Here is a 26,986-nt window from a genome sequence, read left to right on the forward strand (position 1 = left end):
CCGCCCGCGCCCTAAGCGCCCGTGCCCTGACCGCCGCCCGTGCCGCCGCCCTCGGTATCGAGGACGCCCCACTCGGCGAGCGCTTCGAGCAGCCCCGGCGTGACCGGGAGGCCGGTGAGGTCGCCCGGCCGCACCCAGCGCGCGTCGGACGCGTCGTCGCCCGCGCGGAGCGTCCCGCCGGTCACGGTGGCCGCGTAGTCGTGGATCTCGTAGATGACGCCGCCGGGGGCGGGGCGCTCGACCGTCCCGGCGAGGGCGCCGACGGCGACGTCCAGGCCGGTCTCCTCCTTCAGCTCCCGCGCGACGGCGGCCGGGTCGTCCTCGCCCGGCTCGACCCGTCCGCCCGGGATCGACCACAGGCCCTCGCCGGGCGGGCGCCCGCGCCGCACCAGCAGCAGCCGCCCGTCGCCGTCCCGGACGATCCCGCCGACGCACCGCGTTCTCATGGACCCCATTTTGGCCCCTCTTTCCCAGCCGGCGACCAGCCCGAACTTGACGAGCCGGGACATCGCCGCGCAGGGTGGGTAATCATGAGGGCGGAGCCCATGTGCCCGCGCTGCGCGGGTCCTCTTCGCGAGCCGGGCCTCTGGTCGAGCGACTGGACCTGCGGCGTGCACGGCGCCGTCCTGCCGAGGCAGCCGTCCAGGCGTCCGGGCCCGGACGGGCTCGCCGCCGTGCTGCGCGACGCCCGGGTCCCCGTCTGGACGCCCTGGCCCCTTCCGCCGGCCTGGCTCGTCACGGGGTTCACCTCGGTCGGGGACGACCGGTCGGGCGCGCGGGCGACGGCCGTCGCCGTGTCCGGGCCGGGGCTGCTGCGCGGCCCCGCCGACATGCTGCTGATCGCCGAGGAGCCCGGGATCGGGCTCGGCGCCTACTACGCCGGGCTGGAGGGCACCGACCCCGGCGAGGCGTTCAACGGGAGCCCGCCGCACGTGAAGCTCGACGTCAGCGGCCCCGCCGCGACCTGCGGGCGGTCGGTGCCCATGTGGGCGGTCCGCACCGGGCCCGACCGCGCCGACCGCGCCGTGTTCGTCGGCGAGGCGATGGGCAACTGGCTGTGGGCGGTGCTGTGGCCCGCCGACGCCGGCGTCCTGATCCTGGAGAGCCAGAACCTCCTCGACCTGCGCGAACCGGGCATGGAGCTCGACCTTCCCTACGGCGCCCACAGCCCGCGGCTCGACGAGTGATGCGGATCGACCTGCACTGCCACAGCGACGCGTCCGACGGCACCAGGCCGCCCGCGGAGGTCGTGGCGCGGGCGCGGGCGCGGAACCTCGACGTCGTCGCGCTGACCGACCACGACACGGTCGCCGGATGGGACGAGGCCGCGAACGCGCTGCCGGACGGCCTGACCCTCGTCCCCGGCATCGAGTTGTCGTGCATGCAGGACGGCCTCAGCATGCACATGCTCGGCTACCTGTTCGACCCGGAGCATCCGCCGCTCGCCGCCGAACTGGCCCGCGTCTGCGACGACCGCGTCGTCCGCGCGCAGGCCATGGTGGAGCGCCTCCGCGCCCTCGGCGTGGAGGTCACGTGGGGCATGGTCCGCGCGCTCGCGCACGGCGAGGCCGTCGGGCGCCCGCACATCGCGCGGGCCATGGTGGAGGCGGGCGCGGTCGCGACGGCGGACGAGGCGTTCACGCCCCGGTGGATCGCGCAGGGCGGCCGCGCCTACGTCGACCGGTACGCGCTCGACCCGGAGCGGGCGCTCCGGCTCGTCCGGGCGGCCGGGGGAGTGTGCGTGCTCGCCCACCCGCGGGCCCGCCGCCGGGGCTACGTGTTCGACGACGAGGTGATCGAGCGCCTGGCCGCCGCCGGGCTCGCCGGGATCGAGGCCGACCACCCCGACCACGCCCCCGAGGACCGCGCCCGCCTGCACGACCTGGCCGCCGCGCTGGGGCTCGCCGCGACCGGGTCCAGCGACGACCACGGCGCGCCGACCGGCGACCGGCTCGGCGCCGAGACGACCGCGCCGGAGGCGTTCGAGCGGCTCGCGGAGGCCGCGTCCGGCGGTGATCTCCGTGTGCCGGATCGGAGCCGCGAAGCACGGTAGGGTGCGTTGCGTGGACGCGCGCATCGAACAGGTGGTGACGTCGGGGACGCTGACCCTGGACGACACCGAGTACGACGTCGAGAACAACACCTACATCGTCGGCGACGACGACGAGGTCATCGTGATCGACCCGGCCTCCGACGCCGAGGCCATCCTCAAGGAGGTCGGCGACCGCGAGGTCATGGCCGTCATCCTGACCGACGGCAACGAGCACCACCTCAACGTGGTGCTGGAGGTCGCGGCCGCCGGCGAGGAGGACGAGGACGACTGGGCCCCGATCGCGATGCACCGCGCCGACCGGCTGCTGTGGCGCGACTACTTCGGCCGCCTCGCCAAAGAGGAGGAGGACGAGGACGACGCCAAGGCGCTGCGGTCCCTCGAACCCGACATCTGGCTGGAGGACGGCGGCGTCTTCGAGATCGGCGACGCGCAGCTGGAGATCGTGCACACGCCCGGCAACACGCCCGGCAGCGTCTGCGTGATCAGCGAGCAGCTCGGCGTGCTGTTCTCCGGCGACACGCTGCACCGCGGCCGTCCCGGCTCGATCGGCGGCGTCTACGAGGACCTGCGCAAGCAGCTCAACTCGATCGGCGCGCTGCTGACCCCCCTCCCGAAGGACCTGAAGGTCCTGCCCGCGCAGGGCGAGGAGACCACGGTCGGCGACGAGGACGCCCGCTGGGAGACCTGGGGCTCGCTGGCGAACGAAGACGACTGATTCCCGCCGCGGAGCCCGGGAGGGCGCCCTCCCGGAAGGGACGTTGACGGTGGAGCAGCTGGGCTTCGAGGGAATGCCCCGGCGGCTGTACGCGTGCACGCCGTCGCGGCTGAACACCTGGCTGGACTGCCCCCGCCGGTACCGGATGACGTACCTCGACCGTCCGATGCCGCAGAAGGGCCCGCCGTGGGCGCACAACAGCGTCGGCGCGAGCGTGCACAACGCGCTCGCCGCCTGGTGGCGGCTGCCCGCCGGCGAGCGCACGCCCGAGGCCGCCGGGCGCCTGCTCGCCCGGGGCTGGCTGACGGACGGCTTCCGCGACGAGGCGCAGTCGGCGCAGTGGCGTGACCGGGCCCGGGAGATGACCGAGCGGTACGTCGCGGGCCTCGACCCGTACGACGAGCCGCTCGGCGTCGAGCGCACGGTCGCGACCCGCACCGACAGGATCGCCGTCTCCGGCCGCATCGACCGCCTCGACGCGCGCGGCCCCGAGCTGGTCGTCGTCGACTACAAGACCGGCCGGCACGTGCTGACCTCCGACGACGCGCGCGGCTCCCTCGCGCTGGCGATCTACGCGGTGGCGGCGTCCCGCGTCCTGCGCCGCCCGTGCCACCGCGTCGAGCTGCACCATCTGCCGTCCGGCGAGGTCGCGGTGTGGGAGCACACCGACGAGTCCCTCGCCCGGCACATCCGCCGCGCCGAGCAGATCGCCGCCGAGACGGCGGAGGCCGACGAGGCGTACCGGGCTCTTGCGGGGGGTGCTGGGGGTGCTGGGGGTGCGGGGGGTCGTCCACCTACGGGGGACCGCACCAGCGTCCCGAAGCCCCGCCCGGGTGACCACGCGCCGTACGACGAGCTGTTCCCACCGCGTCCGGGCACCCTGTGCTCGTGGTGCGACTTCGCGCGCCACTGCCCCGAGGGCCAGGAGGCCGCCCCGCGCAAGGAGCCGTGGGCGGCGCTCCCGGTGGACGTCGCCTAGACCGGCGCGAGCTCCTTCCGGCTCGGCCAGCGGCGCGGGTCGCGGAGCCCGAAGAGCCCCCGGCTGACGTCGTACCCTTCGGCGGCGAGCCGCTGCCGGGTCCGTTCGAGCATGTCGCGGGTGTTCTTCGCGAACGCGTAGTCGTGCACCCGCTCGGGCACCGAGTTCATCGCGAGCCGGAACGAGCGGAGCGCCGCCGTCACCGCCGGCTGCGGCACCTCGGGCAGCGCCCCGTACATCTGGCGCGCCCAGTCCGGCAGCGAGTAGTAGCAGAGCGCGCCGAACGGGAAGTAGCCCGGCTTCCCGGGGGCGAGGAACCTGAGGTTCTCCGGCATCGTCGGCCACATGAGGAACCGGACGGTCTCCGCCGCCTCCTCGGTGACGCGCAGCTTCGGCCGCATCTCGGCGAAGAACGCCTCCATCTCGGCGACGCTGCCGGGGACGTCCTCGGCGTGCAGCCCGACGAGCGTCGCCGACGTGCGCTGCTCGTACAGGTACCGGTCGGCCATGGCATCGGTCAGCGGCAGCCCGGCGCGCCGCGCCACCTCCAGGTAGGAGTAGACCTCGGCGCAGTGCACCCACAGCAGCAGCTCGGGCTGGTCGAGCCGCTCCTTCTTCCCGGTGTCGTGGTTGAGGATCCGCAGGCTCCGGTGGATCTCCCGGACGCGGTAGGCGGCCTCCTCGACCTCCTCCGGGCTGCCGAAGGTGCCGAGGCCGACGAAGTCGGACGTGCGCTGGAGCCGCCCGAACGGGTCCTCGCGGAAGTTGGAGTTCTGCCAGACCCCCCACATGGCCATGGGATGGAGCGCCTGGAGCATCAGGCTGCGCACCCCGCCGATCCACATGGACCGGTCGAGGTGGACGCGCCAGGTGACGCTCTCGGGTGGCTGGACGGTCGCGGGCATCGGCACCTCCGTGAGACAAACTGGAGTAAGTGTGTCATCCCCCGGTACCGCCCTCGCCACCGCCCCCCTGTCGCGTCCCGTCCGGGGACGCCCGTCCTGCTTCGCCGACCCCTGATCGAGACATGAATAAAGAATATATATAAAACTGCTATACTTCAGGGATGAGTCGCCAAGGCGCCGCGCACGGCGCTTCCGATGCCATCGGGTCGGCCCTCTACGAGCTGGCCACCAGGGCCGTGAGACGCCTTCCCCGCGACATGAGCCTGACGTCCGCCGCCACCTTGGCCACCCTGGACAAGGCCGGCCCGCGACGGATCACCGATCTGGCGGCGGCCGAGGGCGTCACCCAGCCCGCGATGACCGTCCTGGTCCGGGTGATGGAGGAAGCCGGGCTGGTCGAGCGGACGGGCGATCCGTCCGACAAGCGGGTCACGCTGGTACGCCTGACCGAGGCCGGTGCGTCCTACGTCCGGGCGCGGCGCCAGGCGGGCGTCGACGCGTACGCGCGGTTGATCGACGAACTCACCGGTGACGAGGCCGAGGCTCTGGAGGCGGCCCTTCCGGCGCTGCTGCATCTGGCAGAGCTCGAAGCCCGCGCCCGAGAGGAGTCGGACCGGTGACCGCGGCCCAGGGGCCTGACCGGCCTGTGAGTGCCGCCCCGACACGTTCCGAGGCACGTCCGCTGGTCCCCGCCCTGGTGTTCATCGCCCTGGTCGTGGCGGCGGTCGCCAGCCTCGGGACGCCGCTCATCACCAGCGTGGCGACCACGTTCCACGTCTCCCTCGACAGCACGCAGTGGACGCTGACCATCGCCCTGCTCAGCGGCGCCGTCGCCACACCCGTCCTCGGCCGGCTCGGCGCCGGTCCCCACCGGCGGGCCGCGATTCTCGCCACGCTGGCGATCGCCGTCGTCGGCAGCGCGCTCACCGTGCTGCCGCTGCCGTTCGCCTGGCTGCTCGCCGGCAGAGCCGCCCAAGGCGTCGGGCTCGGTCTCACGGCGCTGATGATGGGCGTGGCCCGCGACCATCTTCCCGAGGAGCGCGGCGCGGCCACGATCGCGCTGATCTCCGTGGTCTCCATCATCGGAGCCGGCGTCGGCTACCCGCTGGCCGCGCTGCTCGCCGAGTTCGGCGGACTGCGGGCCGCCTACGGCCTCGGCCTGCTCGTCACCGCCATCGCGTTCCTGACCGCTTGGCGCTCCGTGCCCGCGGCTCCCGGACGCCGATCCGCCCACGTGAACGTGGCCGGTGCGCTCGTCCTGGCGGGCGGACTGCTTCTCGTCCTGCTCCTGGCCGGCGAGAGGAGCCTGTGGAGCCGGCACCTCGCCGTGGCGGTGGCCCTCGCCGTCGCCGCCGCGTTCCTGCTGTGCGCCTGGACCGTCTCCGAGCTGCGCACCGCGACGCCTCTGGTCGACGTCCGGGCGGTACGGCACCCGGCGGTCGCCGGGGCGAACATCGCCATGTTCGTCGGCGGGAGCGGCATGTACCTGCTGCTCACGCTCATCACCCGCTACGCGCAGACGCCGCACGGCGCCGGCTACGGCTTCGGGCTGACCACCTTCGTGGCGGGGCTGGTCCTCATCCCGTTCTCCGTGCTGGGGTTCGTCGCCGGCAAGCTCACGGCCCGGGTCCGCGAACGGATCGACGGCCCCCTGCTCCTCGCCGGCAGCGCCGCCATCGTCGGCGGCGGGTTCGTCCTCTTCGCGGCGGCCCGGTCCAATCTGGCCGAACTGCTCGTGGCCATGGGCGTGCTGGGCTTCGGCGTCGGCGGCTTCTCCGCCGCCATGCCCGGCGTCATCCTGGCCGTCACGCCCAAGAGCGAGACGTCGAGCGCCATGGGCTTCAACTACGTCGTCCGCAGCGTCGGGTACTCCCTGGGCAGCGCCATCGGCGGCCTTGTCCTGGCCGCCGGCACCGGCCGCCTCTTCCCGGCCGAGGGCGCCTACACCACCGCGGCGCTGATCGGCGTCGCCGTGATGGCGATCACGACCATGACCAGCCTCGTCCTCGTCCGCCGTAGCCGACGCCCACCCGAGACCAATCCGATCGCCACCCCAGCCGGTTGACCGAAGCCGTCCGGCTTCGACGCGTCTCGGCCGGCGCGCCGACCCGCAGCGCGCCGGCCATGGATCCGAGCATCAGTCCCGAACACAGGAGGAACCATGCCGAAGGGCTACTGGGTCAGCGTCTACCGCACCATCGCCGACCCCGAGAAGCTCGCCGCCTACAACAAGCTGGCCGGTCCGGCCGTCAAGGCCGCGGGCGGGCGGACCCTCACCCGCGGCGGGCGGGTCGCCGCATACGAGGCCGGCGTCGCCGAGCGCGTCGTCCTGGTCGAGTTCGACAGCTTCGAGCAGGCGGTCGCCGCACGCGAGAGCGCGGCCTACCAGGAGGCGCTGGCCGCACTCGGTGACGCCGTCGAGCGCGACTTCCGCATCATCGAAGGCGTCGACTGACGGCCGATGCCGCAGGAGCCACCCCGCGCGGCAGCGCGCGGGGTGGCCGGCCTTCCGATGAACTACCTGTTCAGAGCGACTCGTCCCGCGAGACGTCCATGTTCAGGAAGCGCGGGCCGTCGGTGCACAGTTCCTCCATCCGCCCGGCGAGGCGCCGGGTCTCGGGCAGGTCGCTGTTGCGCATCGCCTCCTCGTAGGACGGGAACTCGACGATGTCGACGTAGTGGGACGGGTCCTCGCGATCGTGGGTGTGCATTTCGTGCGTCGCGGTGCGCTTGCCCTCGCTGACCTCCGCCCACTCGTCGAACAGGCTTTCCATCTCGTCTTGGCGGTCGGTGCGGTAGTCGATGATCTGTACGAAGCTCATATGGCTCAGCCCCCTGCCGTCGCGTGCTCGTCCTTCAGGTGGGTGCGGATCTCGTCCCGCAGCTCCGGGGTGTCGTCGTGCCCGTGCACCGAGGCCGCGTGCTCGGCGGCGGCGCGGACGACCTCGTCCTCCTCGCCGCTGATGGTGAGCGTGCAGCCCGACTCGCTCGGCATGTCCCTGCAGTCGGCCACCTTGCGCATGATTCCCCCTCGCGGCCCGCCGCACCGCCACATCATGGCAACTCCTCCAATGTAGGCATAACGCCACGTCAGAGGGAAGCCGCGCCGCGGCGACCCGGGCATGCCATGCTGATGGGCACTTCGGCGAGGGACGAGGAGGCGGATTGTCGGCTCAGGGTGGTGGGACGCGGTCCTGGTGGGGCTGGGGCAACCTGGAGGACGCGGTCACGGGCGCGGAACGGAAGGCGCTCATCGGCCGGGTGGCCGCGCTGCTGCCGGACGCCGAGCTGGTCGACCATCGGCCACCGGACATCGGTGAACTGGGCGTCGGGGCCCCGCGAGTCGCGGCGCCGGCAAGCCTGGACCGCCTGTGCTCGGACGACCCGGCCGACCGCGTCGGGCATGCCCGCGGCAAGGCGTTCCGGGACGTCGTCCGCAACCTGCTGGGCGAGGTGGGGGAGGTGCCCGACCTGGTGGTGAGGCCGCGCGGCGAACGGGACGTGGTGGACGTGCTCGACTGGTGCGCGCGGGCCGGGATCGCGGTGATCCCCTACGGCGGCGGCAGCTCGGTCGTCGGAGGCGTCGAGCCGCGGGACACCGGACAGGTGATCAGCCTCGATCTGGGCGAGCTCGCCGACGTGATCGAGGTGGACACCGCGGCCAGGGCCGCCCGGATCCAGGCGGGGATCTTCGGCCCGGCGCTGGAAGACCGGCTCCGCCCGCACGGGCTGACCCTGCGGCACTTTCCGCAGTCGTTCGAGTTCTCGACGCTCGGCGGCTGGCTGGCGACCCGCTCGGGCGGCCACTACGCCACCGTCCTCACCCACATCGATGACCTGGTGGAGTCGCTGCGCGTGGTGACCCCCGCCGGAGTGAGCGAGTCGCTGCGGCTGCCGGGCTCGGGCGCCGGCCCGTCCCCGGACCGGCTGTTCCTGGGGTCCGAAGGCACCCTCGGGATCATCACCGAAGCCTGGATGCGCCTCCAGGCACGGCCGCGCCGGCGTGCCGGGGCCTCCGTCCTGTTCACCCGCTACGACGACGCCGTCACCGCGACCCGGGCCTTGGCGCAATCCGGGCTGAACCCGGCCAACTGCCGCCTGCTCGACCCCATGGAAGCCCTCTTGAACGCCGGCACCGATTCACCCGGCGGCGTCCTGGTACTGGGCTTCGAGTCCGCCGACCACCCGGTCGAAGCGGCCCTGGAGCGCGCCCTGGAGCTGTGCCGCGACCACGGCGGCAGCCCGCAGCCGCCCCGGGCCCGGAACGCGTCCGACACCTGGCGCACCGCGTTCCTGCGCATGCCCTACCAGCGCGACGCCCTGGCCGCCCACGGCATGATCGTGGAGACGTTCGAGACCGCCTGCACCTGGGGCGCCTTCCCCGCGCTGCGCGAGGCCGTCCTGTCGGCGGCGCGGGAGGCGATGCGCGCGGCCGGCGCCCAAGGCGTCGTGACCTGCCGCTTCACCCACGTCTACCCCGACGGCCCCGCCCCCTACTTCGGCGTCTACGCGAGCGGACGCTGGGGCTCGACCGTGGCGCAATGGGACGAGATCAAAACGGCCGTCTCCGACGCGCTGTCAGCCAACTCAGCCACGATCACCCACCACCACGCGGTGGGCCGCGACCACCGCCCCTGGTACGACCGCCAGCGCCCCGACCCGTTCGCCGCCGCGCTGCACGCCGTCAAGTCCACCCTGGACCCGTCCGGGATCCTGAATCCCGGCGTCCTCCTGGACCCCCGCAGGTAGAGGCCGACCGCCCACGTCGCCGGGCCCGCGGACGGTAGTGTCCGATCATGGGCTGGGACGGCGAGGGTGTGCTGGCGGGCCGGTACCGGAATCTGGGGCGGATCGGGCAGGGCGGGATGGGGGCGGTCTGGCGGGCGCATGACCCCGAGCTCGGCCGCGAGGTCGCCATCAAGGAGCTGCGGGTCCCCGAGCAGGTCACCGAGCGGGAACGGTCCGTGTGGTACGCGCGGATGGAGCGCGAGGCCCGCGCCGCCGCCGGGCTGAGGCACCCGGCGATCGTCACCGTCTACGACCGGGTGATGGGCGAGGACGGCCGCCCGTGGATCGTGATGGAGCTGATCCGGGGCCGGTCGCTGGCGCAGCTGCTGGCCGAGCAGGGGGCGGTGCCCGCCCGCCGGGTCGCCGCGATCGGACTGGCCATGCTGGACGCCCTGTCAGCCGCCCACGCGCAGGGCGTCGTGCACCGCGACGTCAAACCGGCCAACGTGCTGCTGGAAGGTGACAGGGTCGTCCTGACCGACTTCGGCATCGCCGCGGTGGAGGGCGACGCAACCCTCACCGGCTCGGGCGCGGTGCTGGGCACACCCGCCTACATGTCCCCTGAGCAGGTGCGCGGCGAACGCGCCACGCCGGCCTCGGACCTGTGGGCGCTCGGTGCGACCCTGTACGCGGCCGTGGAGGGCCGCCCGCCGTTCACCGCACCGAGCCATGGCGGCCTCTTCGTCGCCATCGCGACCCAGGAGCCTGCCCCACCCCGATGCGGCGGACCGCTCGCCCACCTCCTGCACGGCCTGCTGAGCAAGGACCCTGCTGCCCGCCTGTCTCCCGCCCAGGTCCGCGATCTCCTCCAGGCCGTCTCCGACGACGGCGAACCGCCTCTCGCCGAGCACCGCCCGCCGTCCCCGGAACCGGCCACCCGTGTCGAGCCCGCGTCCACGGGCGCGTGCCGCCACCCGGTCGCCGTTCGGGGCGCTCTCGTCGCCGCCTGGATCGCCATCGCCGCGGCTCTGCTGCTGCCGCGCGACTTCGCCGACCCGATCGGACTGTCGATCCTCCTGGAGGTCGCGCCGCGCTGGCTGGAAGTGGCCCTGGTGGTGGCAATCCTTCTCTCGTGCCTGCTGTGGAACATGACGGATCGGCCCGCATTCGTCCTCCCGGCCGTCGCCGTGTTCGCCGTCCTGCTCACCTTGGCCGCGCCGAGCTCCTACGACGCGATCGTGATCAACGAACTGGGCGAGTCGGACCGGGCGCCCGACATCGGCTTCGGTTTGGCCTGGGCCTGGCTGGCGGGCGCGGTGGCGCTCATGTTCGCGTTCGCGGGTGTGAACGCGTCGCTGGAGGCGCGCATGCCGCGTCCCGCCCTGCTCAGGACGGCCGTCGTCATCGAAGGCGCTCTCGCGGTCCTGTGGCTGCCGCTCGTCTTCTGGACCCTGGGGATCGGAATGGACGCCGACATGAGCAGGCACGTCGGCTCCGAAGCCCGCGCCTGGGCTCTTATGGGCGTCCTCGCCGCCGTGTTCACCGTCTGGGTCGCCGCCCAGGCCGCGTCCCGCCGACGCCACCGCGGCCCCGAACCCGCCCGGTGACCCGAATGGGCCGGGCGCCTACAGGGTGTCATTCGATGGCGGTTCTCGTGGCGCCTGCGTGGCGGGTGATCCGGGGGCGCAACTGGACTTTGACGGCTCCACGATTGAGCGCGGCGTCTGTCGCCTTGCTCGACCAGATCCCAGTCTCTCGGAGGTAAGTCGGCGCCGGCACCCCCGCAGGCATCGGGACGCCGTTCGGCACCGGCGCAGCTCTGGTCCGGTCGTCGAAAGGGCTGACACGCGTGGGTGTCGACCGCACCGACAACAGAGGGCAACACGCTGCAACTCAACGTAGATGGGGCTGCTCAGCGTAGGTCGAAGTGGCCGGTCTTCACTGTGGTGAGGAAGGCGCTCCAAGCGTCAGCGCCGAAGCAGAGTACCGGCCCGTCCGGGTCCTTGGAGTCCCGCGCCAGCGCGATTACCTCGCCTGCCGGGATCTCAACGCAGCTGCCTTGTTGGCTGTCGCGCCTGCTCTCCACCCACCTATCGTCGATCTCAAGGCCGTGGCCCTCTTGGTCGGCACCATTCTTGTGCCAGCTGCCGACCTCAACACAAGAACCGTTGTTGGCGCTACTGCGTGCCTTGCGCCATGTGACCCGGGAGAGGCCCATCGTGGAGACCTCCACTTTCTCTTCCGTCAGGCTGCTATTGAGCTATCTGGGTGATCAAGGTGCGTGTCTCGTCGGGGCCGAGTGCTCTCGCGCGTAGCTGATCGAAGAGCTGGGCGTAGTCGTCGACCTCCGCTGACTCCTCAAGGTAAATGCTCCCGTTTCGATAATCAACGTACACGACGTCGGGATCACGGCGATTTGGGAAGCTCAGGACTTCGAAGGCCCCGTGCATGGACGGGTGTGCGCCGCTCGCCAGTGGAAGCACCTGGATGGTCACGCCCGGCATACGGGACATGGTCACGAGATGGTCGAGCTGTTCGTGCATGACGGCTCGGCCACCGACCTCCCTGCGTAGGGCCGCCTCGTTCTGGATGATCCACAACTTCGGCCGGTCAAGCCCTTCAAGTAGCTTCTGGCGCCGCATGCGGACTTCGAGCATGCGTTCGCCGTCTTCGGGAGAGACGTTGTCATCCGCAAGCAGCACGGTACGGGCATATGCCTCCGTTTGCAGGAGCCCAAAGATCACCTCGGACTGGTAGCTCCGGATTTCGGAGACCTCTTCTTCGAGGCCGACGTAAACCTCGAACCAGGCAGGGATGGCGGTGCTGTACTTCTGCCACCAGCCGCGCTGGCGGCTCTGTCGGGCGAGGGTGACCAGGACCTCGGTGCGCTCGTCGTCCAGGCCGTAGAACTTGCAGAGCGCCATGATGTCGGCGACCTTCGGGGCGTGGACGGCGGCCTCGATGCGGCTCACCGTGGCGGGTGCGATGTCCGCGAACTTGGCCGCCTCTTCTCGGGTCTTTCCCGACTCTCTGCGTAGTCTCCGCATTTCAGACGCGAGGCGTCGCCTGCGGACCGTGGGGCTCGTCCGACTTGCCACGTTCGTACCTCCAATGGGTGTATGCCTATCGGGCGGATCATGATTCTTTGAGCGAGTTCACTTTTGTGGGTTTACAAACTCGCCCAGTCCGCTCCATGCTTCGACCGTAGCGAAAATCACGCACGGTAGATGAGCGGTCACGCGAGAAAGTCGGGTGGATCGTGGTCGTTCGCGTGCCTGGAGAAGGGACGTCCGACGATGTCAGCGGATCAGCGACCGCATGCGGTGCGGTTCAGCCTCCTGGCTGATCTGTGTCTCAAGCTGGGAGAACGTCAGCAGTGCGCGTCCATCCTCGTCCACCCGTTGCGCGGTGAGGCCGTGCTGTGGGTGCCGGGGCGGGCGTGGCCCCGGCAGTGGCTCGGGGTGGCGGCGGTCGACCACCGGGGCCGGTGGCTCCACACCTTCGGGAGCCAGTGGAGCATGGCCGGGGATGTGGCCGAGGCCGCCGCCCGGGTCGCGTGGACGGTGGGCATCCGATGAAGCACCTGGGGACGTGCGTCGTCCCATCCGCGCCGCAGAATGTGGCGAACGGACGCCGTTGGCTGCTGGGCTGCCTCGAACCGCTCCTCGGCGCGGAGCACAGCGCCTGCGAGGACAGCGTCCTCCTGCTGTCCGAGACCCTTACCAACGCGATCGTCCACGGTAAGGGCAACCTCGTGGAGGTGGACGCCTACGTGGACACGGCCAGCATCCGGATCGAGGTCACCGACGAGGGCGGCGACGGCGTCCCGCACCACGTCGACGACCCGCACGGTGAGCACGGGCGCGGCTTGCCCATCCTGTCAACGCTGGCGAAGTCGTGGGGGTTCGAGCAGCTCGACGGCGGCCGGCTGCGCGTCTGGTTCGAGGTCCCGCACACCGGCGGTTGCACTCCCGCCGCGATCCCGTCACGCCATGACGGGGTGCGCGAGGAAGTGCCCACCCCCTCTCCCGGTGCCGCGCACGTCTCCGACTGTTGACGGGGTCCGGCGGCGCGGGCCCCGTCAGGTCCGTGCCGTCCTCGGCATGATGACGGCGCATGGCGCGCGGCTCCGTTCGGAGCCCAGGGCACGCCGCTCGTGCGGAGAGCGGGTCAGCCGTTCCCCATGGCGTCGCGCGCATGGCGCGGACCTGCGTGGACGCCACGATCACCCACCACCACGCCGTCGGCCGCGACCACCGCCCCTGGTACGACCACCAGCGCCCCGCCCCCTTCGCCGCCGCACTCCAGGCCATGAAATCCACCCTCGACCCCGTGGCCATCCTTAACCCCGGCGTCCTCCTGGACCTGATCAGCCAGGACCGGGCGTGACCTAGGCGATCGCCCGCCGGACGCGGTAATCCCAGCGCCGCAGCACTCGGAGCAGGGTCTCCGCGCCGCTCGGATTGGCGCTGTGGACGAAGATCATGCCGATCGTGAAGGGACGGCCGTCGAAGGCCGCCTCCTCCAGCAGCGCCACGACCGGCATGATCGTGTCGTCGCCGCCCAAGTCGTGGTCGAGCCACAGTTCGTCGATCTCGCGGTCGCGGTGCTCCTCAAGAAGCAGGACGCCCTCGCGGCTGGTCCGGGCCACCCGCGTGGCCCTGGGCAAGGAGCGCAGGTCGTCCACGCCGAGGATGATCGGCGTCTGTCCCGCAGCACTCTTGTCCACCCGGCAATCATCGCGGAGGAATCGCGAGTCCGCCCGCGTAGCTGGGCGCGCGAAGGCGGCTCGCCGGGGTCGCCGCGGCCGACAGTTCCGCGTCGAGCGTGCTGACCAGCGAGCTGCTCGGCTGGCGCCCGACTCAGCCCGGGCTACTGGACGCTCTCGGCAAGGGCCACTACTTCACCTGATCGGCCAGGCCGGAGAGGAAGGCCGCGGAGTCGGCGGGGGAGAGGGCCACCGCCTCGATCTTCTGCCAGACCTCCCAGAGGTCGGCCTGGGCGGCGTCGATGCCGAGGGCGGTGTGGACGATGGAGATGCGGTCCGGCAGGCCGGGGTACTCCAGGACGTCGAAGGAGCCGTCCATGCCCGCGTGGGCGCCCGTGTCCGGCGGGACGACCCGGACGGACGAGCGGCCGTCGGCGGGGAGTTCGAGCAGGTGGGCGAGTTGCGCGCGCATGACGTCCGGCGGGCCGCCGTGGTGCTCCAGGGTGAAGCCGTCGAGGATCACGTCGAGGGTGCGGGACCGGTGCCGCTGGCGGCTGCGGAGCAGGTCCCACTCCAGGTCGACGTCCACCGCGGGGTACTGGTGCTCGAACACCAGGCGCGCGTACTCCTCGCAGCGGACGAGTTCCGGTATCCAGCCGATGCCGAAGACGTGGATCAGCGCCGACTCCGACTCGACCGTGTAGATGTCGCGGACGAGGGCCTTGAGGCGCCCCACATGGCGGGCCAGCCACGGCGGGCCCGCCGGGCGGGACGCGAGGTCGACCACCGCGCCCCGGATGTGCGCCGGGGTGCCGTAGGAGTCCAGGATCGCGGCGACCTGGTCGGGGGTGACCGGCCCGAAGCCCGTCTCGACGCGGGCCAGCCAGTCGGCGCCGACGCCGAGGCGGGCCGCCGCGTCGCCGTAGGAGAGTTCGAGGATCTCCCGGATCTGTCGCAGATGCTGCCCCACGCTGCGCGCGTTGATGTTCGGGGCTCGGTAGTCCACCGGCATGCGGACAGCGTAGGACGGTCGCGGCGACGATGCGCGAGGTTCCGGTAGCTGACCGTTACTTCAGGGTGTGCTCCGTTTCGTTCCAGAAGGTACGGAGCGCGGCGGCGGTGGTCTCGGGCGCCTCCCAGGCGGGGGAGTGGGCGGCGCCCGGGATCACGACCCGGTCGGCGTTCAACCGCTCCGCCATTGCGGCCTGCGTGTTGGGAGACCACACGTCGTCGTCCTCCCCGTACAGGACGAGGGTGCGCAGCCCGGCGTCGGCGCAGTGCTTGGTGAGCTCGTCCACCCGGTCCGGCGCGGTGAGCAGCTCGCCGGCCATGCAGGACAGGCCCTTCTCGGAGTTGCCGACCGTGCGGGCCTTGAGGAAGGCGAGGACCTCGGGCTGGACGCCGCGGCCGAGGTAGTCGGGTTCGAGGGCGAGCTCCCAGATCTGCGCCAGGCCGAGTTCGGGGATGGCGTCGCGGAGGGCGCGGGCCTTGGCGGCGGCCTGGCCGGTCGCGGCGGACGGTCCCGAGCTCATCAGCGTCAGCGACGCCGGAAGGGCCCCCGACAGGACGGTCTCCCGGCAGACCAGCCCGCCGAACGAGTGGCCGACCAGGTGGACGGGGTCGGGGCCGAGGACGTCCAGCAGGGCCGCGACGTCCTCGCCGAGGGCGGCGCGGGTGTAGGCGGAGACGTCGTCGGGGCCGATCGACTCGTACTGGCCGCGCATGTCGATCGCGAGGACGCGCCGCCCGGACGCGGCGAGCGTCTGCAGGACGGCGAGGAAGTCCTCCTTGCTGCCCGTCAGGCCCGGGACGAGCAGGGCGGGACAGCGTTCGGGCACGCCCGAGCCGGGGAAGGCCTCCAGCGCGGCGAACGGCCCGCGCGGGGTCTCGACGGTCACACGGCTCACGCCGGGGGGCAGGTTCAGGAACCGGGGCGTACTCACGGGGTACCAGCCTAGTCAATGGACATCGGTGAAAAAGTTTCGGTGGTAGCGTCGCCTGCGTGCGTTCCAAGCCGGCCATCTCCGCGCACCGTCGTGACGAGGCGGGGCTGACGGGGCTCGGCGACGCCGCCGCGTCCGGCGCCGAGTACGTGGAGATCGACATCCGGCGGACGGGGGACGGGCGGCTCGTCGTCCACCACGACCCCGAGATCGGCGGGCTCCGCCTGAACCGGCTGAGCTACGCGCGCATCCAGGACCTGGCGACCCGGCCCGTACCGCTCGTCAGCGACGCCATGGACATCATCGCGGGCCGCGCCAAGGGCCATCTCGACCTCAAGGAGCGCGGCTGCGAGCACGAGACCGTCGCCCTCGCCATGGAGGCGTTCGGGCGTGACGGGTTCGTCGTCACCACCCGCGAGGTCGCCTCGCTGTTCGAGATCAAGAAGAGCTTCCCCGGCGTCCGGACGGCCCTGTCGGTGGGGCGCAACCTGTGGGAGCGCGGCGCCGCGCGCGACTTCGCGCCGCTGCGGCTCGTCCGCCGGGCGGGCGCCGACATGGTCGCGCTCAACCACCGGCTGGCCCGCGTCGGCGTGCTGCGCCAGTGCGGGCGCGCCGGGATCCCCGCCATGATCTGGACGGTCAACGCCGAGCCCGTCATGCGGCGGTTCCTCGGCGACCCGCGGGTCGCCGTCCTCGTGACCGACCACCCCGGCACCGCCCTGAACCTGCGGGACGGCCGGGGCGGCACGGACGCCCCGAACCGCCGGGCCCCGCAATAGCACAACCGCGAGACCCGGCGGAGGTCTCGCGGTCGTCGCCAGATGATCAGGCCGTCTCCGCCGCCTCGGCCGGGGCGGCCGCCGCCGCGGGCTGGCCGGCGCGGGTGCGGCGGCGGGTCCGGCTGCGCTTGCGCTCGGTCGCGACCGCGTCGACGACCGTGCCGTCGGCCGGGGACGCCGCGTCCGCGGCGGTCTCGGCCTCCGCCGCGGTGGCCGTCTCGACCGGCTGTCCGGCGCGGGTGCGGGTCCGGCTGCGCTTGCGGCGGCGCGGCCGGGGACGTTCCCGGTCGTGGTCGCGATCGCGGTCGCGGTCGCCGCGGGTGTGGCTGCGGATCTTGCCGGTCTCGCCGATGTCCTCGAGTTCCTCGGCGTCCAGCCCGGCCCGCTCGTGGCGGTGCTCCTTGGGCAGCTTGCCCTTCGTGCCCGCGGGGATGCCGAGCGTCTCGAAGAAGTGCGGGGACGTCGAGTAGGTCTCCGGCGGATCGGCGAACGGCAGGTCGAGCGTGCCGTTGATCAGCTTCCACCGGACGAGGTCGGACCAGTCGACCAGCGTGACCGCGACGCCCTCCTTGCCCGCCCGGCCCGTCCGGCCGATGCGGTGCACATAGGTGTCGGCGCTGTCGGGGCACTCGTAGTTGACGACGTGCGTGACGTCGTCGACGTCGAGGCCGCGGGCCGCCACGTCGGTGGCCACCAGCACGCCGATCTTGCCGTTGCGGAACGCGCGGAGCGCCCGCTCGCGCTGGCTCTGCCCGAGGTCGCCGTGCACGGCGGCGGCGTCGAAGCCGCGCTGCGCGAGGTCGGCGGCCACCCGGTCGCAGGCCCGCTTGGTCTGGCAGAACACCATGGTCAGCCCGCGGCCCTCGGCCTGCAGGAGGCGCGCCAGCATCTCCGGCTTGTCCATCTGGTGGGCCTGGAAGACGTGCTGGACGACCTGCGGCGTCGCGTCCGACTCGGAGTGCGACTCGGCGCGGACGTTGGTCGGCCGGGTCAGGTACGTGCGCGACAGCGCGACGATCTCGCCCGGCATCGTGGCCGAGAACAGCATCGTCTGCCGCTTCTTCGGGATCCGCTCGACGATCCGCTCGATGTCGGGCAGGAAGCCGAGGTCGAGCATGCGGTCGGCCTCGTCCAGCACCAGGATGCCGACCTTGGACAGGTCGAGGTGCTTCTGCTTCACGAGGTCGAGGAGCCGTCCGGGGGTGCCGACGACGACGTCGACGCCGTCGCGCAGCGCGCTGATCTGCGGCTCGTAGGCGCGACCGCCGTACACCGACAGGACGCGGCTGCCGAGCTTGCCGCCGGCGACCAGGAGGTCGTCGGTGACCTGGAGGGCCAGCTCGCGGGTCGGGGCGACGACGAGCGCGCGCGGCTCCTTGCCGCCGTGCTCGATCCGCTGCAGCAGCGCCGCGCCGAACGCGAGCGTCTTGCCGGTGCCCGTCCGGGCCTGGCCGATGATGTCGTGCCCGCCCAGCGCGATCGGCAGGGCGAGCTCCTGGATGGGGAACGCGTTGACGATGCCCTCTGCCTCAAGGGCGTCTGCTATCTCGGGGACGACCCCGAGTTCACGAAAGGTAGTCAGGGCTTTCAGCCTCCAATATGCGGGGTCTCCGCTCCCGGGTGCGGCGCGGCCCGCCGGCGCGACTGCGTCCTCGCGGACATGTCCATCGCTCCAGCGGCCGCGCGCTCGCGCGGGAGGGACCAGCCGTTGATCAAATCTCTCGGCGACCGCAGTCAGGGGTTGAAAGCAGTCACTCGCTGTGGCTGCGTGCGGTCACACTCCGCGACGCAGTGTACCTACCGGCCGTTGCATACACCAATAGCCGATCAGCAGTCCCAACGTTTGCACGGTTTCGTCTATTCCATGCCCCGTCCGCCAGGCATTATCCGGCGGGGCCTCCGGCGTCCCGCGGCCCCGCCGTACGTCCTGCCCGGGGCGGCGCGCACGGCCACATCCGGACACTTCGCGACCGGGCCGGGCGGCCGTTGCCGCGAATGATCGCGAGTGCCGCACGCTGGACGGCATGAGCGATCAGGCCCGGCCGTGGCGTGTCGAGGGCTTCACCGAGGTGCGGGAGCTGGGCGCGGGCGCGCAGGGCGGCCGGGTGGTGCTGGCCCGGCACGCCGCCTCGGGCGCTCCGGTGGCGATCAAGTACCTGGCCAGGCGGGACGGGGACGAGCGCGCCGTCGCGGCGCTGCGCGACGAGGCCGTGATGCTCGGCCGGGTGGACGACCCGCACGTCGTGCGGCTCTACCGGTTCGTCGGCGCCGCGCGCGGGGTCGCGCTCGTGATGGAGGCGGTGAACGGGGTCTCGCTCAAGCGGATCCTGGCCGAGCACGGCGCCCTGGAGCCGGAGGCGGCGCTGACCGTCCTGAAGGGGTCCCTGCTCGGGCTGGCCGCCGCGCACGCCGCCGGCGTGGTGCACCGCGACTACAAGCCCGCGAACGTCGTCGTCCGGGCCGACGGGCTGAGCAAGCTGATCGACTTCGGTGTCGCCGCCCTCGCCGGGGACGGCGGCGGGGCGGGCACTCCCGCCTACATGGCGCCCGAGCAGTGGGAGCGGCGGCCCGCCTCCCCGGCCACCGACGTGTACGCCGCGACCTGCGTGTTCTACGAGTGCGTCACCGGCGGCCGCCCCTTCGGCGGGGACCTGGCGGCGCTCGCGGGCGCCCACCTGCGCGCGCCCGTCCCGCTGGACGAGGTGCCGGAGGGGCTGCGCGACCTCGTTGCGCGGGGCATGGCCAAGTCCGCCGACGACCGTCCGGCGGGCGCCGCCGACTTCGTCGCGGAGTTGGACGCCGCGGCGTCCTCGGCGTACGGACCGGGCTGGGAGGGACGCGGCGTGGCGGCGATGGCGGGCGCGGCGGTGGCCCTCGCCGCCGTCTTCCCGCTGGTGGCGGCGGGCCTGGCCCCCGCCGGAACCGTCGCCGCCGGCACCGCGGCGGGCGGAGCGGCCGGCGGTGGTGTGTCGGCGGCCGTCACCGCGAAGGCCGTGGGGGCCGTGATCGCGGCGACCGCGGTCGCCGCCGGAGGCGCCGGCGTGTACGCGGCGAACTCCGGAGACGCCGCCCAGAGCGCGAAACCGCCGGTCCTCCAGGTGCGGCCGGTGTCGTTCACCCAGACGACGAGCGGCCCGTCCGTCCGGTTCACGGGCCGGGTGCCCCGGCTGACCGGCCTCCCCGCGGGGTTGCAGAGCAAGGTCAACGCACTCGTTCGGAAGCCGGCCGAGGACTGGACGCGGTATGCCGGTCCGGGCCTGGCCTCCTTCACCGACCAGGACGACCCGGCGCACCCCTACACGGGCCGCATCGCCTATGACGTGGGGCTCGGCGGGCCCAAGCTCTTCTCCGTCCGCTACACCCTCACCGGGACGGTCATGTCGAAGAACACGTCGCCGCTGGCGACGGTGACCGTCGACCTCACCACCGGACGGGCCCTGGCGAACCGGGACTTCGTCACGGCGGACGCGCACACCCGGACGGGCATGAGCGCCCTCACCCGGCTCCTGGTCGAGTACGGCCCCAACGGCGTCTCGTTGTGCGGGGGCAGGTACTGGGACGCCGACGGGCGCCGGTACGTCGAGGTCCCGCCGGAGGCCACGGACCTGACGCCCGAGGAGTTCGACGACGGCGTCCTGCTGATCCCGACGCGCAGGGGGATCGACTTCTACCTCCCGCTGCCCAGCCTGGGCTACCCCATGAGCTGCGGGCGGGCCGAGCATGTGTTCCATGTCCCCTACACGCGGCTCGGGAGGTTCGTCCGGCCGGAGATCTTCCGCGCGGCCGGTGTCGCCGTCCCCACGCCCTGACGGGGCCGGGGACGCGGAGGGCCCCCGCCTGACAGGCGGGGGCCCTCGACGGGGTCGTGCGCGTCGCGGTCCGGGGTCAGTAGGTGCCGCGGCGCGTGCGCCAGCCGCCCTTGCGGCCGCCGCGTCCGCGCGCGTTCATGCCCGTGAGCGCGGCCACGCCGAGTGCGGCGATCACGACCGCGAACACGAAGGCGATGAGGGTGCCCGCGCCGAGCGCGTCCGCGACGACACCGCCGAGGATGGCGCCGGCGATCCCGATGAGAAGTGTCAGCAGAATGCCGATCGGGTTGCGGCCCGGGACGAGCAGCCTGGCGAGCGCTCCGATAACGGCACCGACGACGATGAACCAGAGGATCGTCGTGAGCATGTCGATCATCCATTCCTTTTCCGTGGGCCGGGCGGCCCTTGAACGGTGATCGATATGCCCGTTGTGCCGATTTGAAACAAAGCGCAGGTCAAAACTTCGTCGAACCGGCCCGAGACGTCATGCGTACTGCGTACCGAACCCCACGCTGCGCTGCTCGTCCTCGGAGATCTCCAGGTAGCCGACGCGGGCGGCCGGGATCACGATCCGGCCGGCGCGCCTGTCCTTGAGGACGAGCACGCCGTTCGGCGCGGCGAGCGCGTCGGACAGTGCGTCCGTCACCTCGTCGGCCGACTGCGCGGTGTCCACCACGAGCTCCTTGGGAACGTTCTGCACCCCGATGCGAACCTGCAACGCGCTGCTCCCGTCGTCCGTCACGTCCCGCCGACCGCCGGCGGTCCCGTCTCCGATGGTCGCACGGAGATCACCCGATCGGCGGGCCGCCCGGTTGTGCCGAGGGTGAACGTCCGGCGGACGGCCGCGCGGTGAGCGCGGTGAGCGCGGAGGCGGGTCAGGTCTGGTCGGTCGTCCGCGGGAAGCCCGAGATGCCGCGCCAGGCCAGCCGGGCGATGATCTTCTCGGCGGTGTCCTTGGGGATGGCGCGGTGCTGGGAGAGCCAGAACCGCGCGCTGACCTCGGCCATGCCGACCAGGCCCATGCCGAGCAGGTGCGCCTCCTCGGCGGCGGCGCCCGTGTCCTCGGCGATGACCTGGGCGATCATCTCCGCGCACTGCTGGTTGGCGCGGTCGACGCGGGCCCGGACGGGCGCCACGTTGCGCAGGTCGGACTCGAAGACCAGGCGGTACGCCTCGCCGTCGCCGGCCACGAAGTCGTAGAAGGCCTGCATGCTCGCCTGGACGCGCAGCTTGTTGTCCGTGGTGGACTCCAGCGCCTCGCGGACGATCTTCACCAGGGCCTCGGCGTGCTCGTCCAGCAGGGCCAGGTACAGCTCCAGCTTGCCCGGGAAGTGCTGGTAGAGCACGGGTTTGCTGACGCCTGCGCGCTCGGCGATCTCGTCCATCGCCGCAGCGTGGTACCCCTGCGCGACGAACACCTCCTGGGCGGCGCCGAGCAGTTGCCTGCGGCGCGCCAGCCGCGGCAGCCTCGTGCCACGGGGGCGGGCGTCCGGGGTCGCGGTCACCACACTCTCCGATCAACCGAATCGTGGCGGCGGGTGGGGCGTCCGCCGCGTGTGAACAATCACATCATCCTACGCGCGAGTAACTCCGTCGGTCACTGACAAGGACCGGTGTCGTTCCTTCGCGCAGGTCAGTGTATTCCCGCCGGGACCGGTCCCGGTCCGGCGCCGGTCCCTTCCGGAAACCTTGTTACCTGTGACGGAGTCCAACGACCGTCACCGGTACTCGTCCTCGTCCAGCCTGACCTCGCGCCGCTGTTCGGCCACGTCGGCGTCGTTCGCGTCGTCCGGCAGGGGGGCGCGCTCGACCTGCTCGGCGTTCTCGTCGCGCTCGTCGAGAGCCGCCCGCTGCTCCGCCGCGTCCGCCTCGTCGGCCTCGATGGTCTCGTCGGCCTCGCCGGGCGCGCCGGCTCGATCCGTCCCGCTCGCCGCCGTCCGTCCCAGGTCGTCGGTCTCGCTCATTCGGGGTCCTCCTCGCGAGTGGGGTCGCGCAGCCGCCCGGCCAGCTCCCGCAGCGGCGCCTCTACGGCCTCGCCGTAGGTCGGGAACGCGTGGACGACGTCGGCGAGCAGGCTCAGCGGCGTCTCCGCGCGGATGGCCAGTGCGATCTCGCTCATCCACTCCTCGGCGTAGAGTCCGGCCGCGGCGGCGCCGACCAGGAGTCCGCGGGAGCGGTCGGCGTACAGCTCCACCCGGCCGCGCTCATCGGCCTCCACCGCGGCCCGCGCCGTCGCGGCGAGGTCGTACCCGGCGGTGAGGAGGTCTATGCGGAGTTCCTCCGCCTGCCTGGGCGAGATCCCCACCGAGTAGACGGTCGGGGACGTGTAGACGACGCGGGGGATCGCGCGGTAGTCGGCCTCGCGGCGCCGCCCGAGGAGGTTCGACAGCGCCACGCGGGCCTGGTAGCGCGCCGCGTGCGCGGTGCGCGCGATGCCCGTCACGTCGCCCGCCGCCCACACGCCCCCCGTGCCGGACGGCACCTGGCACGTCTCGTCCACGGGAACGCCCCGGCCCGGCACGACGGCGACGCCGAGGTTCTCCAGCCCGAGGCCCTCCACGCGGGGGCGGCGCCCGGCGGCGACGAGGACGCGGTCGGCGTCGAGCGTCCCCCCGTCCGACAGCCACAGGCGGACCCCGACGTCCTTGCGCTCGACGTTGCCGACGGCGGCGCCGAGCCGCAGGTCGACGCCCATCCGGCGGAGCGCGTCGGCCAGCGCCTCGCCCGCGAACGGGGCCTCGGCGGTCAGCAGCCGCCCGGACGACTCGACCAGCGCGACCTGCGACCCGAACGCCGCGTACACCTGCGCCAGCTCGCAGCCGACCGGGCCGCCGCCGAGGACGACCAGCCGGCGCGGCAGGTCGGGCACCGACAGCGCCTCCGCGCTCGTCCACAGCGGGACGTCGGCGAGCCCCTCGACGGGCGGGATCACCGGCTCGCTGCCGGTGCAGACGACCAGGTCGCCGAAGCCGTGCACGGCCCCGCCGACCTCGACGCGCCCCGGTTCGAGGACCCGGCCCCGGCCGCGCAGGACGGTGACGCCGTCCTCGGCCATGCGCGCGACGGCCGGGTCGTCGCCCCGGTGCCCGGCCAGCGCGTCGCGCCGGGCGAGCGCCATCTCCCAGGTCTCGCCGCGCCGTGCCGACAGCAGCAGCGACTTGGACGGGACGCACGCGAAGTACGGCGACTCCCCGCCGACGAGGCGGCTCTCGACGAGCGCGACGTCCCGTCCGGCGCGGGCGAGGCCGGCCGCGACCAGCTCCCCCGCCGTCCCCCCGCCCAGCACCACGGCGTCGTAGTGGTGGTTCTGCGACAACTGCTCTTCCTTCCGCCCCGCTCGGTGTCCCCGTGCCCATGGTGACGGACCACGACCCCGGAGAGTGCTGGATTGAACACATAGGGCACTCGGAATTCAGTGGAATGTCCGCGAATGGGGCGTCCGGGCGGCGGGACGGGGACGGTCAGGGGAGCGGACGGTGATCGTCCAGGAGCGGCTTGAGGAGGTCGCCGTGCTCGTCCACCCTGACCAGGACCTCGTTCGGGGTGAACGCCAGGTCGGCCGCGCGCTCGCAGGACTCGATCTCGTCCCAGGTGACCGGTGTCGACACGGACGGACGGCTCGCGGCGCGCAGCGAGTAGGCGGCGACGGTCGTCTTCGCGGGGTTGTTCTGGCTCCAGTCGACGAAGACCTTCCCCTTGCGCAGCCGCTTCTCCATCTTCGCGACGACCAGGCCGGGGTGGTCCTTGGCGAGCCGCTCGGCGATGTCCTTGGCGAAGCGCGACGTCCGCTCGGCCTCCTCGGGCTCCTCGACCGGGACGTAGACGTGCAGGCCCTTCTTGCCGCTCGTCTTCGGGCACGCGTCCAGGCCGTGCTCCTCGCCGAGCAGCTCGGCGAGCAGGGACGCGACCTCGCACGCGTCCACGATCGTCGCGGGCGGGCCCGGGTCCAGGTCGAAGACGACGAGGTCGGGGGTGTGCACCTCGCCGCGCGGCCCGACCTTCCACTGCGGGACGTGCAACTCCAGCGCCGCGAGGTTCGCGCACCACACGAGCGTGGGCAGGTCGTCGACCACGATGTAGTCGAGCGTCTCGCGCCCGCGCGTGCTGCCGGGGCTCGGCACGGTCGCGGTGCGGATCCAGCCGGGGGTGTGGGACGGGGCGTTCTTCTCGAAGAACTTGCCGCCGTCGACGCCGTCCGGCCAGCGGATCCGGGTGGCGGCGCGGTCCTTGAGGTGCGGCAGCATCACGGGGGCGATGCGCGCGTAGTAGTCGATGACCTCGCCCTTGGTGAACTCCGGGTAGAGGTTCTTGCCGAGGTTGGACAGCGACAGCTGCCGTCCGTCGACGTCGACGGCGGTCCGGCTACTGCTCACTCGTGACCTCCAGGGGGTCCTTGTCGTCACGCAGCCCCCGCCAGGACGGGAAGCGCAACCGGCCGTCCCTGGTGCGGGCGCTGTAGGCGACCTCCCCGACGAGCCGCGGCTCAACCCATTGGGCGTCCTTGGCGAACTCGCGCGGGACGGCCTCGTCGTAGGGGCTGGTGGGACGGCGCAGCGGCCACAGCGTCTCGTACAGCTCGTCCAGGGCGCGGTCGGTGAAGCCCGTGCCGACGTGGCCGACGAACCCCAGCATCCCCTTCACGTCGTACTCGCCCAGGAGCAGCGACCCCACGCCGCCCTCGCGCCGCCCCTTGCCGGGCTTCCAGCCGCAGACGATGACCTCGCGGGTCATGAAGTTCTTCACCTTGCGCCAGAAGTCGACGCGGCGGCCGGGGCGGTACGGGGAGTCCAGCCGCTTGGCGAGGACGCCCTCCAGATGCTGCTCGCGGGTGAACTCGAGTAGTTCCTCCACCTGCGAGCCGTCGCCGCCGTGCAGGTACGGGGGCACCTCGACGGGGCCGCTTCCGGCCAGGTCCAGTTCCGTCAGCAGCGCCCGGCGGTCGGCGTAAGGGAGGTCGTACAGGAGGTGCCCGTCCAGGAACAGGATGTCGAAGACCACGTACCGGACGGGCACGAGGCGGATCAGCCTGGGGTCGGGATGCTCGACGTGCATCCGGCGCTGGAGGCGCTCGAAGCTCGGCCGCCCGTCCTCGAACGCCACGACCTCGCCGTCCAGCACGGCGTCGTGGTCCGGCAGCAGGTCGGCCAGCGCGGACAGCTCCGGGTACCGGCCCGTCACGTCGCCGCCGCGCCGCCCGCCGGCCCGGACGCCGTCCGCGGAGACGTGCGACAGGACGCGGACGCCGTCCCACTTCAGCTCCAGGCCCCAGTGCTCGCCGTCGGAGGGGAGGTCCCCGGTGGCGGCCATCATGGGCTCAACGGGCCACGGCATGGTCATACCGGCGTCTTACCCGGCCACCGGCCCGCAGAAAAGGATCAAGGCCTCGTTCTGGCGCAAATCGCGCCGGGTTGCGACGCTAAGAGCGGGAACGTGCTGGGTAAGGACGGATCATGCGGAGTATCTGGAAGGGCGCGATCTCGTTCGGGCTGGTGACCATACCGGTGAAGCTCTATTCGGCGACCGAGCAGAGGGACGTCAGCTTCCACCAGGTGCACCGGGAGGACGGCGGGCGCATCAAGTACAAGCGGGTCTGCACGGTCGACGGCGAGGAGGTCCCGTACTCCGACATCGCCAAGGGCTACGAGCTGCCGAGCGGCGAGATGGTCATCCTCACCGACGAGGACTTCGCCGAGCTGCCCCTGTCGTCGAGCCGCCGGATCGACGTCCTGCAGTTCGTGGAGCAGGCGGAGGTCGACCCGATCTACTTCGCGAAGTCCTACTACCTGGAGCCGGATGCGCAGGGCGCCAAGCCGTACGTCCTGCTCCGCGACGCGCTGGAGAACTCGGGCCAGGTCGCGGTCGTGAAGGTCGCGCTGCGGCAGCGCGAGTCGCTGGCCACGCTGCGCGTCCGCAACGGCGTGTTCGTGCTGGAGACGATGCTCTGGCCGGACGAGGTCCGCACCCCCGACTTTCCGTTCCTGGACGAGGACATCGAGGTCCGCAAGCAGGAACTCTCGATGGCGACGTCCCTCATCGAGTCGATGGAGGGCGAGTTCGACCCGTCGGAGTTCAAGGACGCCTACCGGGAGGCGCTCCAGGCGGTGATCGACGCCAAGGTCGAGGGCAGGGAGGTCACCCGCCCCGAGGAGGCCGAGGAGGAGCCCGCCGCCGACCTGCTCAGCGCCCTGCGCGCCAGCGTCGAGGCCGCCAAGAAAAGCCGCGGCGAGCGCGACGGCAAGGCGGCCCCGGGCAAGGGCACGGCGGCGAAGAAGCCCGCCGCCCGCAAGACGTCGCCGTCGAAGCCGACCGCGAAGAAGGAACCGGCGAAGAGCCGCAGCCGCAAGTCCGCCTGAGGGCGCGGTGCGGG

32 protein-coding genes are annotated in these 26,986 nt (G+C 72.4%); 15 read left to right on the forward strand and 17 right to left on the reverse strand.

All coding sequences use genetic code 11. The annotated features are described in order from the left end of the window. Positions 1-11 precede the first annotated feature (11 nt). Positions 12-446 (reverse strand): NUDIX hydrolase, encoded by a 435-nt coding sequence (locus tag SM611_RS17370; RefSeq protein ID WP_371950602.1) that lies wholly within the window; start codon positions 444-446, stop codon positions 12-14. 84 nt (positions 447-530) lie between these two features. Between SM611_RS17370 and SM611_RS17375 the strand changes: the two genes are divergently transcribed. Genes SM611_RS17375 through SM611_RS17390 form a run of 4 tightly spaced genes read left to right on the forward strand, consistent with a single transcriptional unit; the run spans position 531 to position 3,747 of the window. Further along, positions 531-1,187, forward strand: coding sequence for a DUF6758 family protein (locus SM611_RS17375; RefSeq protein WP_371950603.1), 657 nt, complete (start codon positions 531-533; stop codon positions 1,185-1,187). Next, positions 1,187-2,053: a PHP domain-containing protein gene (locus tag SM611_RS17380; RefSeq protein ID WP_371950604.1), complete on the forward strand. Its 867-nt coding sequence runs from the start codon at positions 1,187-1,189 to the stop codon at positions 2,051-2,053. Before SM611_RS17375 ends, SM611_RS17380 begins: the two co-directional genes overlap by 1 nt. A gap of 10 nt (positions 2,054-2,063) precedes the next feature. Further along, positions 2,064-2,768: an MBL fold metallo-hydrolase gene (locus tag SM611_RS17385; protein WP_371950605.1), complete on the forward strand. Its 705-nt coding sequence runs from the start codon at positions 2,064-2,066 to the stop codon at positions 2,766-2,768. 49 nt (positions 2,769-2,817) lie between these two features. Beyond that, positions 2,818-3,747 carry a RecB family exonuclease gene (locus tag SM611_RS17390; RefSeq protein WP_371950606.1) on the forward strand — a complete coding sequence of 310 codons (930 nt, stop codon included), beginning with the start codon at positions 2,818-2,820 and terminating at the stop codon, positions 3,745-3,747. Here SM611_RS17390 and SM611_RS17395 read toward each other — a convergent pair. Then, the gene (locus SM611_RS17395) at positions 3,744-4,652 is read right to left on the reverse strand and encodes an oxygenase MpaB family protein (RefSeq protein ID WP_371950607.1); all 909 of its coding nucleotides are present in this window, start codon (positions 4,650-4,652) and stop codon (positions 3,744-3,746) included. The two genes, SM611_RS17390 and SM611_RS17395, sit on opposite strands and share 4 nt — an antisense overlap. A gap of 161 nt (positions 4,653-4,813) precedes the next feature. On the opposite strand from SM611_RS17395, the gene SM611_RS17400 reads away from it, so the two are divergent. From SM611_RS17400 to SM611_RS17410, 3 genes are all read left to right on the forward strand, one after another. Then, complete coding sequence (locus SM611_RS17400) at positions 4,814-5,272, forward strand: MarR family winged helix-turn-helix transcriptional regulator (RefSeq protein WP_371950608.1); 459 nt, start codon at positions 4,814-4,816, stop codon at positions 5,270-5,272. After that, complete coding sequence (locus SM611_RS17405; protein ID WP_371950609.1) at positions 5,269-6,717, forward strand: MFS transporter; 1,449 nt, start codon at positions 5,269-5,271, stop codon at positions 6,715-6,717. The genes SM611_RS17400 and SM611_RS17405 overlap by 4 nt, the downstream gene beginning before the upstream one ends. Before the next feature lie 96 nt (positions 6,718-6,813). Next, positions 6,814-7,107, forward strand: coding sequence for a DUF1330 domain-containing protein (locus SM611_RS17410; protein WP_371950610.1), 294 nt, complete (start codon positions 6,814-6,816; stop codon positions 7,105-7,107). 70 nt (positions 7,108-7,177) lie between these two features. On the opposite strand, the gene SM611_RS17415 is transcribed toward SM611_RS17410, so the two are convergent. Beyond that, positions 7,178-7,474 (reverse strand): hypothetical protein, encoded by a 297-nt coding sequence (locus SM611_RS17415; protein ID WP_371950611.1) that lies wholly within the window; start codon positions 7,472-7,474, stop codon positions 7,178-7,180. 5 nt (positions 7,475-7,479) lie between these two features. Beyond that, complete coding sequence (locus tag SM611_RS17420; RefSeq protein ID WP_371950612.1) at positions 7,480-7,665, reverse strand: DUF1059 domain-containing protein; 186 nt, start codon at positions 7,663-7,665, stop codon at positions 7,480-7,482. Between the two features lie 152 nt (positions 7,666-7,817). On the opposite strand from SM611_RS17420, the gene SM611_RS17425 reads away from it, so the two are divergent. Both SM611_RS17425 and SM611_RS17430 read left to right on the forward strand, forming a co-directional pair. Continuing rightward, a complete protein-coding gene (locus SM611_RS17425; protein ID WP_371950613.1) occupies positions 7,818-9,401 on the forward strand; it encodes an FAD-binding oxidoreductase in 1,584 nt (527 codons plus the stop codon). A gap of 47 nt (positions 9,402-9,448) precedes the next feature. Further along, on the forward strand, positions 9,449-10,987 hold the full coding sequence (locus SM611_RS17430; protein ID WP_371950614.1) for a serine/threonine-protein kinase: 1,539 nt from the start codon (positions 9,449-9,451) through the stop codon (positions 10,985-10,987). Between the two features lie 305 nt (positions 10,988-11,292). Here SM611_RS17430 and SM611_RS17435 read toward each other — a convergent pair whose 3' ends face one another. Beyond that, on the reverse strand, positions 11,293-11,613 hold the full coding sequence (locus SM611_RS17435; RefSeq protein ID WP_371950615.1) for a DUF397 domain-containing protein: 321 nt from the start codon (positions 11,611-11,613) through the stop codon (positions 11,293-11,295). Between the two features lie 19 nt (positions 11,614-11,632). Beyond that, positions 11,633-12,478, reverse strand: coding sequence for a helix-turn-helix domain-containing protein (locus tag SM611_RS17440; RefSeq protein WP_371950616.1), 846 nt, complete (start codon positions 12,476-12,478; stop codon positions 11,633-11,635). Positions 12,479-12,676: 198 nt separating this feature from the next. Between SM611_RS17440 and SM611_RS17445 the strand changes: the two genes are divergently transcribed. From SM611_RS17445 to SM611_RS17455, 3 genes are all read left to right on the forward strand, one after another. Further along, a complete protein-coding gene (locus tag SM611_RS17445; RefSeq protein ID WP_371950617.1) occupies positions 12,677-12,958 on the forward strand; it encodes a hypothetical protein in 282 nt (93 codons plus the stop codon). Continuing rightward, positions 12,955-13,437 (forward strand): ATP-binding protein, encoded by a 483-nt coding sequence (locus SM611_RS17450; protein ID WP_371950618.1) that lies wholly within the window; start codon positions 12,955-12,957, stop codon positions 13,435-13,437. The genes SM611_RS17445 and SM611_RS17450 overlap by 4 nt, the downstream gene beginning before the upstream one ends. Positions 13,438-13,577: 140 nt before the next feature. Then, entirely contained in the window at positions 13,578-13,769 is a 192-nt protein-coding gene (locus SM611_RS17455) for an FAD-linked oxidase C-terminal domain-containing protein (protein WP_371950619.1), read from the forward strand. A 1-nt stretch (position 13,770) separates the two neighbouring features. Here the strand turns inward: SM611_RS17455 and SM611_RS17460 are convergent, their stop codons facing one another. From SM611_RS17460 to SM611_RS17470, 3 genes are all read right to left on the reverse strand, one after another. Continuing rightward, positions 13,771-14,109 (reverse strand): cyclic-phosphate processing receiver domain-containing protein, encoded by a 339-nt coding sequence (locus SM611_RS17460; protein WP_371950620.1) that lies wholly within the window; start codon positions 14,107-14,109, stop codon positions 13,771-13,773. A gap of 169 nt (positions 14,110-14,278) precedes the next feature. Continuing rightward, entirely contained in the window at positions 14,279-15,100 is an 822-nt protein-coding gene (locus SM611_RS17465; protein WP_371950621.1) for a helix-turn-helix domain-containing protein, read from the reverse strand. Positions 15,101-15,155: 55 nt separating this feature from the next. Continuing rightward, on the reverse strand, positions 15,156-16,031 hold the full coding sequence (locus tag SM611_RS17470; protein WP_371950622.1) for an alpha/beta fold hydrolase: 876 nt from the start codon (positions 16,029-16,031) through the stop codon (positions 15,156-15,158). Between the two features lie 59 nt (positions 16,032-16,090). Here SM611_RS17470 and SM611_RS17475 point away from each other — a divergent pair, with 59 nt between their 5' ends. Further along, positions 16,091-16,810, forward strand: a complete 720-nt coding sequence (locus tag SM611_RS17475; protein ID WP_371950623.1) for a glycerophosphodiester phosphodiesterase — start codon at positions 16,091-16,093, stop codon at positions 16,808-16,810. Between the two features lie 46 nt (positions 16,811-16,856). On the opposite strand, the gene SM611_RS17480 is transcribed toward SM611_RS17475, so the two are convergent. Next, a complete protein-coding gene (locus SM611_RS17480) occupies positions 16,857-18,356 on the reverse strand; it encodes a DEAD/DEAH box helicase (protein ID WP_371951026.1) in 1,500 nt (499 codons plus the stop codon). A gap of 478 nt (positions 18,357-18,834) precedes the next feature. On the opposite strand from SM611_RS17480, the gene SM611_RS17485 reads away from it, so the two are divergent. Then, positions 18,835-20,619: a serine/threonine-protein kinase gene (locus SM611_RS17485; RefSeq protein ID WP_371950624.1), complete on the forward strand. Its 1,785-nt coding sequence runs from the start codon at positions 18,835-18,837 to the stop codon at positions 20,617-20,619. A 76-nt stretch (positions 20,620-20,695) separates the two neighbouring features. Here SM611_RS17485 and SM611_RS17490 read toward each other — a convergent pair whose 3' ends face one another. The 7 genes from SM611_RS17490 to ligD (SM611_RS17520) all read right to left on the reverse strand — a co-directional run bounded on the left by SM611_RS17490 (position 20,696) and on the right by ligD (SM611_RS17520) (position 25,956). Further along, entirely contained in the window at positions 20,696-20,995 is a 300-nt protein-coding gene (locus SM611_RS17490) for a GlsB/YeaQ/YmgE family stress response membrane protein (protein ID WP_371950625.1), read from the reverse strand. A 108-nt stretch (positions 20,996-21,103) separates the two neighbouring features. After that, positions 21,104-21,337, reverse strand: a complete 234-nt coding sequence (locus tag SM611_RS17495; RefSeq protein WP_371950626.1) for a DUF3107 domain-containing protein — start codon at positions 21,335-21,337, stop codon at positions 21,104-21,106. Positions 21,338-21,494: 157 nt separating this feature from the next. After that, entirely contained in the window at positions 21,495-22,124 is a 630-nt protein-coding gene (locus SM611_RS17500) for a TetR/AcrR family transcriptional regulator (protein ID WP_371950627.1), read from the reverse strand. Between the two features lie 213 nt (positions 22,125-22,337). Next, a complete protein-coding gene (locus SM611_RS17505) occupies positions 22,338-22,583 on the reverse strand; it encodes a hypothetical protein (RefSeq protein WP_371950628.1) in 246 nt (81 codons plus the stop codon). After that, on the reverse strand, positions 22,580-23,935 hold the full coding sequence (locus SM611_RS17510) for a dihydrolipoyl dehydrogenase family protein (protein WP_371950629.1): 1,356 nt from the start codon (positions 23,933-23,935) through the stop codon (positions 22,580-22,582). The genes SM611_RS17505 and SM611_RS17510 overlap by 4 nt, the downstream gene beginning before the upstream one ends. Positions 23,936-24,080: 145 nt before the next feature. Beyond that, positions 24,081-24,992 (reverse strand): non-homologous end-joining DNA ligase, encoded by a 912-nt coding sequence (ligD, locus tag SM611_RS17515; RefSeq protein ID WP_371950630.1) that lies wholly within the window; start codon positions 24,990-24,992, stop codon positions 24,081-24,083. After that, positions 24,982-25,956: a non-homologous end-joining DNA ligase gene (ligD, locus tag SM611_RS17520; RefSeq protein WP_371950631.1), complete on the reverse strand. Its 975-nt coding sequence runs from the start codon at positions 25,954-25,956 to the stop codon at positions 24,982-24,984. The genes ligD (SM611_RS17515) and ligD (SM611_RS17520) overlap by 11 nt, the downstream gene beginning before the upstream one ends. A gap of 113 nt (positions 25,957-26,069) precedes the next feature. Here ligD (SM611_RS17520) and ku point away from each other — a divergent pair, with 113 nt between their 5' ends. Continuing rightward, on the forward strand, positions 26,070-26,972 hold the full coding sequence (ku, locus tag SM611_RS17525) for a non-homologous end joining protein Ku (protein WP_371950632.1): 903 nt from the start codon (positions 26,070-26,072) through the stop codon (positions 26,970-26,972). The last annotated feature ends 14 nt before the right edge of the window (positions 26,973-26,986 follow it).

Origin of the sequence: Actinomadura monticuli, assembly GCF_041463655.1 — a bacterium.
Classification (GTDB): domain Bacteria; phylum Actinomycetota; class Actinomycetes; order Streptosporangiales; family Streptosporangiaceae; genus Spirillospora; species Spirillospora monticuli.